Below are 12,494 nucleotides of genomic sequence, written 5' to 3'. Positions count from 1 at the left end.
GGCAATAAAATAGTTGGTTAAAATAAGCGACGAAGGAGCAAAAACCAACTGTTTTTTGTCCTTGTTGAACAGCTTATATTTTTATTTGCCCAGTAACTCCCATATATACTGCAAAAAGTATTGCTGGAATCCAGATCATTAGTGCCAACCGTTGAAGAAAAACACCTTTGGGCTTAAACCACTTTGACTGATAAACAAAAGGTGGCTGAATCGCGTCCATATAATTAGGGAATTTATCTTTATATTCAGCCTTAACAAACAAAGGCATTAGCATCGGAGCGAAAACGCCACAAAACCCAAGAAATAAGATTAAGCCGATCCCTAAAATAGTTTGAATTGCTTCCATACTCACCTAAAAATATAACGCCACGTTAAGCAGCAAAAAATTGTTGGCTAAAATTGTGAACGGAGTGAAACAGCCAACTGTTTTTTGTCCGTTTGAACGCCTTATAGGCGAATATTCACCTATCTAACCTTGATGAAGGTAAAACTTGTTTAAACAATAACTCAATTTCTTTTAATAAATCATCTATAGGCTGATTAGATTTTGAATTTTTCTCAAGCCTATGAAGCTTGACTAAAAGTAATGTAAATTTTTCAAATAAACTAGGCTCAACAAAATACTTTGAGGACATTAAGACTTCTTGTTTTTCTAGGTACTCAGAAATATAAAATGTCTCATATTCTATTTGAAATTTGCAGTAAAGATGTCGTAGTTCATTTGCCGTTTCATTACGCTGTAAAAGTAATATATTGGTCTTATTTTCTTTAACTGCTCGATAAGATATATATGCGGCTACCACCGCTGAAACAGTAGAGATAGTTGTTAATACTAAATTGATATCCAACGATGAAGATTCCATAAAACTATTGATTCGCCTAACAGCTTATTGTGTATACGTCTCAGTATCATACACGGCATAAGTAACATTAAGTTAACATTAATATCTTATACTTTCAAAGTATTAGAAACACGTAATACTAACTCTCATGTATATTAGAGCGAGTTACTAAGACGTCTTAGTAACACACCTCGAAAAATCATACTGACTTCAATATAAAAGGGCATTACATAGTTTACGCTAGTAGTTAATTCATTAGAAAATATATGACAAGATTTTGAGCTGGAATGTCAGGAATGCGCACAAAGTTAGCATTAATAATTTGATGATGAACGACCGCAATGGTGGCATTGTTCGCATTCAGGTTTAACAGGTTATTGGCAAAAAATTACCATCAAACCACTCATGTTTTCATATATGGGGAACGTCCGCTATCAGGAAACGGCCAATGCAATATGGTTGTTAAGCCATGTCCGCTGTAGATCAAAACATACAATAATTTTCAGTATAAATTATCAAATGCTAATGACGTGGTTTAATGGATTCGACTACCCCAGTTAAGACATAATAACCTTTACTTAGGGTATCAAAGCCCTAACGATTTTGAATTGAAAATTAATGAGTTAGATAAAGTAGCTTAACTAGGGTGACTGAATTTACTTGACCAGGTCATAATGTCTTCAAATGGCATAAGTGATCGACGAGGTTAAATCTAGTAAACACAAGATGTAGTGGTCGGCTGGGCTAAGTGGATAGCCCTTATTATTAAGGTGAAAAAGGTAGGATGAAAAAAGTGCTTTGTTACTTGAATTGTAGTTAATCAACAGGGCAGTTAATGGCTATTATACCTGCGCTAAGGCACTAATGAACTATGACGAGAATCACGATATTGCTTTGGTGAAATACCCACCAATTTTTTAAATAGGCGCGAAAAATAATAAGGGTCGCTATAGCCTAAGTCGCTAGCAATGTCTTTAATCGCAATATCGCTATTATCTAGCTGTAAACAGGCATGTTGAATTTTCATATTAATAAAATGTTGAATAGGTGAGCTATCGGTTAATTCTTTGAATTTTTTTGCAAAGTGAAATTTTGATAGTTGGCTATAATGCGCTAATGTATCTAGGCTTAGCTCTTGGTGTAAACTGTTGCGCATTAACGCCTCCACCGCTTCCAAATCAAAACTTGAGCTATTATTAGACATGGTTAAACGCAATTGCAGGGCAAGAAAACTCAAAGCTTGTTGCAAAATATGAACAGCGTGAATAACGTTTGTCGCAGTATAGCCTCGAGCGCCCAATGCCAGTAAATGATCAAAGTCGCTAACAATAGTTTTCAAGACTCCCACATGTGCTTTGCCACTGTCCATTTTCATTAACAGTCGCTCGGCAAAGTCTTGTGCTAATGTGCCAGTAAAATTAATCCAATAGACAATATTGTCAGCTGCTTTGTTGTCACGACTGGTCAGTTGTTTTTCACTTTTGCTGTGATTTTTTACTGAACCGTGAGTTTTATTAAGGGTAAAAGTGAACGCGGCATTAGGATTGATAATAACAAGATCGCCACGTTCTATAACTCTTTCTTTGCCTTGGTAAGCTAATTTACCCGCACCCGACAAGCAGTAAATCAAGGTATGGCAATGGTTATTCTCTTGTTGTAATTTATAGTTGTTATTTGCTTGTGTGATGCCTAATGAAACTGGATATAAACCATCGGTTAAGCGATGCTTTGATAACTTTTTTAATAAAAAAACCGGGATAAACAACCTAATGTCGGCTGATGTATTAAGCTTGATATTTGCCATGTTATCCTATGGTTCTAAAGGTTAATGATAAGGTTTATGTTAGCTGGTCTAATCACAATATAGTCCATCAAATTGACAATAAAATCAATGTTCATTACATTTTTAGTATGGTCTAATTTTATTATGAAGTTTACATGATCAACTTTTACGACCAAAACTAGTGCTTTAGCCCTTTGTCGGTCGTGATGACTAAAATAATTATGGTTTCATGATGGCAAGTTTTTTCGTTGCAACGGCTTGAAGCGAGTGTGAAAAACTCATTGTGAAAAAAATTTTGATACATAAGAGAGTATGAGATGAATACACCAAGATATCAGTTAAAAAACAAGATCCGTATTGTTACCGCGGCCTCTTTGTTTGATGGTCACGACGCCGCTATTAATATTATGCGCCGAATTTTGCAATCAAGTGGTGCAGAAGTTATTCATCTTGGTCATGACCGCAGTGTTGAAGAAGTGGTTAATACCGCTATTCAAGAAGACGCCAACGCGATTGCCATGACCTCTTATCAAGGCGGTCATAACGAATATTTTAAGTATATGTATGACCTATTAAAAGAACGCGGTTGTGAGCATATTCGTATTGTTGGCGGCGGCGGTGGCGTGATACTACCTGACGAAATTAAAATGCTACAAGATTACGGTGTTACCCGTATTTACTCGCCAGATGACGGTCGTGCATTAGGCTTGTTAGGTATGATTGACGACATGTTAGAGCGCTGTGATTTTAAAACTGGCGTTAATGTTAAAAAAGACGACGTAGCTAATTTAAAGAAAGACGTGCCACTGCAAGATAAAAAACAAGCTATTGCGCGCTTGATTTCAGCCGCAGAAAACGCACCAGCAGAAAATAAAAGTAACCTTGATAAAATTCGTAAGATTGCTGCCGTCAGTAAAACCCCAGTATTGGGTATTACCGGTACCGGTGGCGCAGGTAAATCATCACTAGTTGATGAACTTATTCGTCGCTTTTTAATGGCCAGCAGTGACAGTAAAATTGCTATTGTGTCGGTTGACCCGTCCAAACGTAAAACGGGTGGCGCGTTATTAGGTGACCGTATTCGCATGAACGCGGTGAATAATGACCGTGTTTATATGCGCTCGTTAGCAACACGTCAATCAAACTTAGCCTTGTCTGTGTATGTTCATGACACATTAGATATCTTAAAAGCGACCGATTTTGATTTAATTATTTTAGAAACTTCAGGTATTGGCCAGTCAGATACCGAAATTGAAGAGCATTCTGATGTCTCTTTATATGTCATGACGCCAGAATACGGTGCGGCAACACAACTAGAAAAAATCGACATGCTCGATTTTGCTGACATTATTGCCTTAAATAAATTTGATAAACGTGGCGCACTTGATGCCTTACGTGATGTGAAAAAACAATATAAACGTAACCGCGGCATGTTTGAAGCCGGCGATGATGAAGTACCCGTTTACGGCACTATCGCGTCACAATTTAACGACCGTGGCATGACCGAGTTATATAACGCGGTGATCACGGCGTTAAACACTAAAGTTGGCTTAGTGGTTGGCGATATTCTCTCTACCGAAGGAACCTTAGCGAATAAAAGTAGCGTTATTCCAGGTAATCGTATTCGTTATTTATCTGAAATATCTGAAAGTAACCGCGGTTATGACGCTTGGGTTGAAAAGCAAGCAACAGTGGCCCAAAAGCTTTATGGCATTCATCAAGCGATTGAAACGGCAAAAGAAACTGACACTGAGGTTTCGGCTGACTTAGTAACGCAACTTGTAGCCTTATATGCTCATGTAGAGCTAGATTTAGATCCTAAAAACAAAGTATTACTTGAGCAATGGGCTGCTAAAATTCAACGTTATAAAGACCCTGAATTTAAATTTAAAGTCCGTGATAAAGAACTATCGATAGCGACGCATTCAAAATCATTATCGGGCAGTGATATTCCAAAAATTAGTATGCCTAAATATCAAGGTTGGGGCGATATCTTAAAATGGAATTTACAAGAAAATGTGCCAGGTGAATTTCCATACACTGCCGGTTTATTCCCATTCAAACGTGAAGGCGAAGACCCTACACGTATGTTTGCTGGTGAAGGCGGCCCAGAGCGAACTAACCGTCGTTTTCATTATGTTTCTAAAGGTATGCCGGCTAAACGTTTATCAACGGCGTTTGATTCAGTAACCTTATACGGTAACGATCCAGCTATTCGTCCTGATATTTATGGAAAAATTGGTAACGCGGGTGTCTCTATTTGTTGTTTAGACGATGCGAAGAAACTTTATTCTGGTTTCGATTTAGCCCATGCCATGACTTCAGTTTCAATGACCATTAATGGTCCTGCGCCCATGTTGTTAGGCTTTTTCTTGAATACCGCCATAGATCAACAATGTGAGCGTTTCATCACTGAAAATGGTTTAGAAAAAGAAGTAGCGGCAACGATTGCTAAAATTTACAAAGACAAAGGCTGTGAACGTCCAAGCTATCAAGGTGAATTACCGGATGGCAACGACGGTTTAGGCTTAATGCTATTAGGTGTCACCGGCGATCAAGTTTTACCACCCGAAGTTTACCAAGCGATAAAAGCGAAAACTTTAACGCAAGTTCGTGGCACGGTTCAAGCCGATATATTAAAAGAAGATCAAGCGCAAAATACTTGTATTTTCTCTACTGAATTTGCATTGCGTTTAATGGGTGATGTGCAAGAATATTTCATCGAAAAAGGTGTACGTAACTTCTATTCAGTGTCTATTTCTGGTTACCATATTGCCGAAGCTGGCGCGAACCCGATCACCCAGTTGGCCTTAACCTTAGCGAACGGTTTTACCTTTGTAGAATATTACTTAAGCCGTGGTATGGACATTAACGAGTTTGGTCCTAACTTATCGTTTTTCTTCTCAAATGGTATCGACCCTGAATATGCTGTTATTGGCCGTGTGGCTCGTCGTATTTGGTCAAAAGCGATGAGAAATAAATATGGCGCTAATGCCCGTGCACAAATGTTGAAATACCATATTCAAACATCAGGTCGTTCATTGCATGCGCAAGAAATTGATTTCAATGATATTCGTACCACATTACAAGCACTTTACGCGATAAACGATAATTGTAATTCTTTGCATACTAATGCTTACGACGAAGCGATTACCACGCCAACTGAAGACAGTGTTCGTCGTGCGATGGCCATTCAATTAATCATCAACCGTGAATTAGGACTTTCTAAAAATGAAAACCCAATTCAAGGGGCTTTTATTATTGAAGAATTAACCGACTTAGTCGAAGAAGCGGTATTAACTGAATTTGATCGCATCAATGAACGTGGTGGTGTGCTTGGCGCCATGGAAACTATGTACCAACGTGGCAAAATTCAAGAAGAAAGTATGTACTATGAACACTTAAAACATTCAGGTGAATACCCGATTATTGGCGTTAATACTTTCCTCAGTTCAACAGGATCACCTACGATTGTACCTGAAGAAGTTATTCGCGCCACAGAAGAAGAGAAAAATTATCAAATTGAGATGCTAGCTAGTTTAAATAAAGCTAATGACGCAGAAGTACAAGTATTACTTAAGCGTTTACAAACGGCAGCCATTAAACAAGATAATATTTTTGAATTGATGATGGATGCTTGTAAGGTTTGTTCATTAGGTCAAATTGTTAATTCATTATTTGAAGCGGGTGGACAGTATCGTCGCAACATGTAATACGTGTTCAATTTATATAAGTAACCTAATAGGTATGAATGATGAGTAATTATCAAGCGCCAATGCGTGATATGCAGTTTTTATTACATGAAGTATTTAATGCTGAAAAATTATGGTCAACCATGCCGGCAGTGGCTGAGCTTATTGATCAAGACACCGCGGATGCGATTTTATCAGAAGGAGCAAAACTAACGGCTGGTGTTATCGCGCCTTTGAATCGCAATAGTGATGAACAAGGGGCTAGTTGGACTAACGGCGAGGTATCAACGCCTGATGGATTTGCTAAAGCGTATCAAATGTATTGTGAAGGTGGTTGGGGAGCATTGAGTGGCGATCCTGAACATGGCGGTATGGGTATGCCAAAAATGTTGCAATCGTTTGTTGAAGAAATGACTCAGTCTGCTTCTATCTCATTCGCGCTTTATCCGATGTTAACCGCTGGCGCGAGTTTGGCACTGAGTGCACACGCAAGTGAAGACATGAAGCAAACTTATCTGGAAAACATGTATTCAGGTAAGTGGGCCGGCACTATGTGTTTAACCGAGCCTCATGCCGGTAGCGATTTAGGCATAATGACCGCAAAAGCTGAAGCGTTAGCCGACGGCAGTTTTGCCTTATCGGGCACCAAAATATTCATTACCGGTGGTGAGCAAGACCTCACTGAGAATATTATACATTTAGTATTAGCAAAAATACCTGGCGCGCCGGAAGGCCCTCGTGGCATTTCTATGTTTGTTGTGCCTAAATTTTTATTACTTGATGATGGCAGCTTAGGCGCTAGAAATACCGTTAGTTGTGGTTCAATTGAACATAAAATGGGCATTAAAGGCTCAGCAACCTGTGTGATGAACTTTGACAGCGCAAAAGGCTTTTTAGTCGGTGAGCAAAATAAAGGCTTAAACTACATGTTCACTATGATGAACTATGAACGTTTAGGTATGGGCATTCAGGGAGTTGGTGCGGCTGAAACCTCATATCAACAAGCGGCAGAATATGCCCTTGACCGTATTCAAGGTCGCAGTGCTACGGGTATAAAATCGGCCCATAAAAAAGCAGACTCACTTATCGTTCATCCCGATGTCAGAAAAATGCTCTTAACCATGCGGGCGTTAAACGAAGGGGGGCGCTGTTTCTCCACTTATGTTGCTAAACAACTCGACATTGTTAAATTTTCTGCTGACCAAGCGCAAGTACAACAAGCGGAGCAGTTAGTTGCGCTGTTAACGCCGGTGGCAAAAGCGTTTATGACCGATATGGCTTTTGAAAGTTGTAGCTTGGGGCAAATGGTTTTTGGTGGCCACGGTTATGTCCGTGAATGGGGCCAAGAGCAACTGATGCGCGACGTGCGCATTGCCCAAATTTATGAAGGCACCAATGGTATTCAGGCGCTTGATCTACTAGGTCGTAAGGTTGTTGCTAACAAAGGTCAATTTCTTGAGGTTTATTTCACTGAAATCAATTTATTCATTGAAAAAAACGCTAATAAACCAGTGCTAGCAGAATTTGTTCAACCTTTGGCCGGTGCTTTAGAAAAGTTAAAAACGGTTACTGAGTTGATCATTGCCGAGCAAGCGCATGATAAAAATATGGTTGGTGCCTCAGCTACTGATTATTTGGCCGCATTTGGTCTAGTGAGTTATGCCTATATGTGGGCCTTGATGGCAGAAAAAGCGTCAGACCAATCTGAGCAAGACTTCTATCAGGCAAAACTCTATGTGGGTGGTTTTTTCATCGAACGATTACTACCAAGAATTGACGGTCATATTCATGCGATTGAAGCCGGCAGTAAAACCTTGATGGCCATGCCAGAAAATCTCTTTAATTATAATCATTGATAGAGTCATTAAGCTATTAACAACAGCGGGTTAAGGCATAAACTTTTAGCATTATTTTTGCTGCCTATCTTGTGTAAAGTGAGGTGAAGCAGCGTAATACTATTCTATTAGCGGCTGAGTCTGATTTCTCAGCTTAGCCGTTAAAATAAATAATAGAGAGGGTGTTAACATGTCAACAGTTCCTGAAAAATTTACCGCATTTCGTATCCATAAAAACGATAAAACCATTACCAGCGGTTTTGAGCAAATTAGCTTAAACGACTTAACTGATGGTGAAGTGGTTATTAAAGTTGCTTACTCCGATATTAACTATAAAGATGCCTTAGCGGCCACAGGCAAAGGGCGTATTTTAAGAACCTATCCACTGGTTGGTGGTATTGATTTGTCAGGTGTTGTTGTTAGTTCTGAAGACTCGCGTTTTCAAACCGGTGATAAAGTGCTAGTTTGCGGGGCACAATTATCTGAACTTTATGATGGTGGTTACGCTGAGTATGCCCGGGTTAAAGCAGATTCCGTGGTTAATTTACCCCAGGGTATGAGCCTACGTGATGTCATGGCTTTGGGGACTGCCGGTTATACTGCGGCCCTTGCAATACAAAGAATGGAAGACAATGGCCAAGTGCCTGAACGCGGGCCCATTATAGTAACAGGGGCAACAGGCGGTGTGGGAAGTTTTGCTATTAATATGTTGTCAAATATCGGCTATGATGTGATTGCGTTTACCGGTAAAATCGAACAAGAACCTTATTTAAAAGCATTGGGTGCAAGCCAATTAATTAATCGCAATGATATTGAAATGGGCACCAAGCCTTTAGAAAATGCCCAATGGGGCGGCGCAATCGACAACGTGGGTGGAGATACTTTATCTTGGCTCACTCGTACTACTTGCGTGTGGGGTAATATTGCATCCATTGGTTTGGCCGGAGGCATTAAATTGGATTCGACCGTTATGCCCTTTATTTTAAGAGGTGTGAGTATATTGGGTATCAATTCAGTGGAAATGCCGATATCAGTTCGTACCCAAGGCTGGCAGCGATTATCAACTGACTTGAAACCAACAAAATTGGCTTTAATTTCTCCCACAACTATTGAGTTTAAAGACTTAGCTAACGCATTTGACGCTTATGTCGATGGCACAGTTACCGGCCGAACCGTTGTGGCTATTGATGCAACTATATAATTATTGATTATATAGTTGATTAACCATGCAGCTAACTAGTGCAATTATATAGCGAAATTAAATAACAAAATTAACCAGTAAAATAGCGGGAAAAAAACTAAATGAGTGATGTGATATTTACAGAGTTAAGCAGTAAAAATAATAAAAAAATAGCCGTAGCAGAACTTAATGCCCCTAAATCGCTCAATGCATTAAATCTTTCGATGATTAAACTGTTAACCCAACAACTCACGTCTTGGCAAGAAGATGACAGTATCGCTGTGGTTATTTTACAAGGCGCGGGTGAAAAAGCCTTTTGTGCCGGGGGCGATGTGGTTAGTCTTTATCACTACCTAAACGAGCTAGTGACACCCATAGATGATCAAGTCATTAAAACCGGCTTCGCGCATGACTTTTTTGGCCAAGAATATGTCCTTGATCAATTAATTCACAATTTTAGCAAGCCCATTATGATCTGGGGCGATGGTTATGTCATGGGCGGCGGAGTAGGTCTGTTTGCGGGTGCCAGTCATCGCATCACAACTGAGCGTACTTTAATGGCCATGCCTGAAATAACAATAGGCTTATACCCGGATGTAGGATCGAGTTGGTTTTTAAATAAAACCCCTGGCGAACTAGGACTATTTTTAGGGATCACAGGTGCTGTTTTTAATGCCGCAGATGCTAAATATATTGGCTTGTCGGATTATACTATTGATAGTTTGTCTAAAAAGGATATTTTTGATCATTTATTAACAGTGGACTGGCAAGATAATAATAAAAATCATCAATTACTAGATCAAACATTGCTGGGGTTTTCTAATGATTTTGAGCATCACTTGCACTCTGAGTTAAAAGCAAATGAAGCGAGCATAGCCAAATTACTGGCTTACGATAACATTGTTGATATTCACACCGCGATTCTAAATGTAAAAACAGAGAATAAGTGGCTGACTCAAGCAAAAAACAAATTGCAGGCGGGTAGCCCTCTTAGTGCTTGTATTATATATAGACAACTACAAACGACTAAAACACTGAGCTTAAGCGAATGTTTTGCCTCAGAGTTAAATTTAATCTTACGTTGTTGCCAATATTCTGAAGCTTGCGAAGGTGTTAGAGCGTTATTAGTCGATAAAGACAAAAATCCAAATTGGTCTTTTGCAAATATTAGTGATGTTGACAGTAAATTAATTGATTGGTTTTTTAGCCCAATCAACTAGATAATATATAATAGAAATAAAGGAAAAATAATGGATTTGAATAATAAAGTCATCGTGATCACTGGTGGTGGACAAGGTCTAGGCCGTTCGATGGCAATTAATTTAGCGACCCAGGGCGCTAAGCTGGCGTTAATTGATTTAAATGAAGCGCTTTTACAAGAAACGGTTAAATTAGTTGTAGAAGCGGGTTCAAGTGCAAAATACTATATTGCCAATGTCACAGATGAAGCTGATGTTGAAAAAACCTTTAGTCAAATTAATAGCGACTTTGATGGTATTGATGGCTTGATCAACAATGCCGGCATATTGCGTGATGGTATGTTTGTTAAAGCTAAAGACGGCGTAGTGAGTAAAAAAATGTCACTGGATCAATTTCAATCGGTCATTGATGTCAATTTAACCGGTGTATTTTTATGTGGTCGAGAAGCAGCGGTTCATATGATAGAAGGTAAGCGCAAAGGCGTTATTATCAATATGTCTTCTATTGCACGCGGTGGTAATATGGGGCAAACCAATTATGCGGCTTCAAAAGCTGGCGTAGTTGCCATGACAGTTACCTGGGCAAGAGAGCTTGGTCGTCATGGCATTCGTGTTGGTGCTATTGCTCCCGGTGTTATTCACACCGCAATGACAGATGCAATGAAACCTGAAATGCGTGAACGCTTAGAAAAAATGAAACCAGTAGGGCGCCTAGGTGAAGCCGATGAAATAGCCCATACCGTTAAATATATCTTTGAAAATGAATTCTTCACTGGTCGAGTTATCGAAATTGATGGCGGCCTTTGTATGTAATTTTGATAAGCTATTATCGAAATTACAGTAAGTAAATAAAAAGACGAGATTATCTCGTCTTTTTCGTTTATATAAGTACAGATGCCTAGCATCAGTAAATAGTCGAACACAGCTATAAGTAGAGTAAAATGAAAAAAGCACTTTTTCTAGATAGAGATGGCATCATTAATATCGACCATGGCTATGTGCACAAAATTGAAGACTTTGAGTTTATTGACGGCATCTTTGAACTTTGCCGATTAGCAATAGCTAAAGGTTATCAAATATTTGTTATCACTAACCAAGCCGGTATTGCTCGAGGTTATTATGATCAAGCCACCTTTGAAGCATTATCGCAATGGATGGTTAACGCCTTTGCAGAGCAAGCAATAACTATTGCTAAAGTTTACTATTGTCCGCACCATCCAACGAAAGGTGTAAATGAATTTGTTATGTCATGCAACTGTCGTAAGCCAGAGCCCGGTATGATCATACAAGCACAACAGGAATTTTCACTGACTTTAACTGAAAGTGTTTTTATTGGTGATAAGGTTTCTGATATGCAAGCAGCTAGTAATGCTGGTATCAAATGCAGAATACTTGTTAATAGTCGTTACACTGATGAGGCTTCTTCAGAACAGATTGAAGGTGTAAATCGCGTTAATAACCTTGAGCAAGCAAGTAAGTTTATAAAATAAGTTTGTTTTATCATCGTATTGTATGATTAAAAGGCAAACGAACACTTATTCGTAATTTAATAACAATTAGGTGTTGACGTGAAGCCAGAAATCTCTAGAATGCGCTCCAGTTCCAAGGGGTAACCCCAAAGAGCTGTTTTAATAAGTTATCTTATTCAGTTCAGGCTGATTTGGTTAACTTAACGTGATAAAACGAGTTGTTTGAAAGTTAAAAAAACTTTTAAAATAAAACGAAATAAGCGTTGACATTAAAACAGAGTTGCGTAGAATATGCATCTCGCTTCAGGCAAGGCCTGCAGCAACGAAACAAAGCGAATGAGATTTTGTTTCGGTTAGTTATCTTCCTCCGAAGAAACTAACTTTCTTTAACAATTAGTTATCATGCAATTTGTGTGGACACTCACATTAACGTTGATTTTACATAGTTATCCTCGGATAACAAAAAAAACAGCTTAATATGATGTCACACAAAA

The 12,494-nt window shown here is 38.9% G+C and carries 9 protein-coding genes; 6 read left to right on the top strand and 3 right to left on the bottom strand.

Annotation, left to right across the window (positions count from 1 at the left end):
• Positions 1-73 precede the first annotated feature (73 nt).
• The 3 genes from H4J65_RS02325 to H4J65_RS02315 form a co-directional block, all read right to left on the bottom strand.
• Positions 74-346: a hypothetical protein gene (locus H4J65_RS02325; protein WP_182194955.1), complete on the bottom strand. Its 273-nt coding sequence runs from the start codon at positions 344-346 to the stop codon at positions 74-76.
• A 115-nt stretch (positions 347-461) separates the two neighbouring features.
• The gene (locus H4J65_RS02320; protein WP_182194952.1) at positions 462-863 is read right to left on the bottom strand and encodes a hypothetical protein; all 402 of its coding nucleotides are present in this window, start codon (positions 861-863) and stop codon (positions 462-464) included.
• A gap of 832 nt (positions 864-1,695) precedes the next feature.
• Entirely contained in the window at positions 1,696-2,646 is a 951-nt protein-coding gene (locus H4J65_RS02315; protein ID WP_182194948.1) for an AraC family transcriptional regulator, read from the bottom strand.
• A gap of 296 nt (positions 2,647-2,942) precedes the next feature.
• On the opposite strand from H4J65_RS02315, the gene H4J65_RS02310 reads away from it, so the two are divergent.
• The 6 genes from H4J65_RS02310 to gmhB all read left to right on the top strand — a co-directional run bounded on the left by H4J65_RS02310 (position 2,943) and on the right by gmhB (position 12,021).
• Positions 2,943-6,338, top strand: a complete 3,396-nt coding sequence (locus H4J65_RS02310) for a methylmalonyl-CoA mutase family protein (RefSeq protein ID WP_182194944.1) — start codon at positions 2,943-2,945, stop codon at positions 6,336-6,338.
• Positions 6,339-6,379: 41 nt separating this feature from the next.
• Entirely contained in the window at positions 6,380-8,173 is a 1,794-nt protein-coding gene (locus H4J65_RS02305) for an acyl-CoA dehydrogenase C-terminal domain-containing protein (protein ID WP_182194940.1), read from the top strand.
• A 169-nt stretch (positions 8,174-8,342) separates the two neighbouring features.
• Positions 8,343-9,353, top strand: a complete 1,011-nt coding sequence (locus H4J65_RS02300) for an oxidoreductase (RefSeq protein ID WP_182194935.1) — start codon at positions 8,343-8,345, stop codon at positions 9,351-9,353.
• Positions 9,354-9,454: 101 nt separating this feature from the next.
• Entirely contained in the window at positions 9,455-10,552 is a 1,098-nt protein-coding gene (locus H4J65_RS02295) for an enoyl-CoA hydratase/isomerase family protein (RefSeq protein ID WP_182194931.1), read from the top strand.
• A gap of 30 nt (positions 10,553-10,582) precedes the next feature.
• Positions 10,583-11,344, top strand: a complete 762-nt coding sequence (locus tag H4J65_RS02290; RefSeq protein ID WP_182136412.1) for an SDR family oxidoreductase — start codon at positions 10,583-10,585, stop codon at positions 11,342-11,344.
• Between the two features lie 128 nt (positions 11,345-11,472).
• Entirely contained in the window at positions 11,473-12,021 is a 549-nt protein-coding gene (gmhB, locus tag H4J65_RS02285; protein ID WP_182184815.1) for a D-glycero-beta-D-manno-heptose 1,7-bisphosphate 7-phosphatase, read from the top strand.
• Positions 12,022-12,494 lie beyond the last annotated feature (473 nt).

This window comes from Colwellia sp. MB02u-9, from assembly GCF_014077085.1.
Taxonomy (GTDB): Bacteria; Pseudomonadota; Gammaproteobacteria; order Enterobacterales; family Alteromonadaceae; genus Cognaticolwellia.
The sequence above is the reverse complement of the archived record's forward strand: the minus strand, read 5'-3'. Positions and strand labels throughout refer to the sequence as shown.

What these genes read in the sequence shown, in the direction of transcription:
- H4J65_RS02295 (WP_182194931.1), top strand. Translation starts at nt 9,455, where the DNA reads ATGAGTGATGTGATATTTACAGAGTTAAGCAGTAAAAATAATAAAAAA.
- H4J65_RS02310 (WP_182194944.1), top strand. Translation starts at nt 2,943, where the DNA reads ATGAATACACCAAGATATCAGTTAAAAAACAAGATCCGTATTGTTACC.
- gmhB (WP_182184815.1), top strand. Translation starts at nt 11,473, where the DNA reads ATGAAAAAAGCACTTTTTCTAGATAGAGATGGCATCATTAATATCGAC.
- H4J65_RS02305 (WP_182194940.1), top strand. Translation starts at nt 6,380, where the DNA reads ATGAGTAATTATCAAGCGCCAATGCGTGATATGCAGTTTTTATTACAT.
- H4J65_RS02290 (WP_182136412.1), top strand. Translation starts at nt 10,583, where the DNA reads ATGGATTTGAATAATAAAGTCATCGTGATCACTGGTGGTGGACAAGGT.
- H4J65_RS02320 (WP_182194952.1), bottom strand. Translation starts at nt 863, where the DNA reads ATGGAATCTTCATCGTTGGATATCAATTTAGTATTAACAACTATCTCT.
- H4J65_RS02300 (WP_182194935.1), top strand. Translation starts at nt 8,343, where the DNA reads ATGTCAACAGTTCCTGAAAAATTTACCGCATTTCGTATCCATAAAAAC.
- H4J65_RS02315 (WP_182194948.1), bottom strand. Translation starts at nt 2,646, where the DNA reads ATGGCAAATATCAAGCTTAATACATCAGCCGACATTAGGTTGTTTATC.
- H4J65_RS02325 (WP_182194955.1), bottom strand. Translation starts at nt 346, where the DNA reads ATGGAAGCAATTCAAACTATTTTAGGGATCGGCTTAATCTTATTTCTT.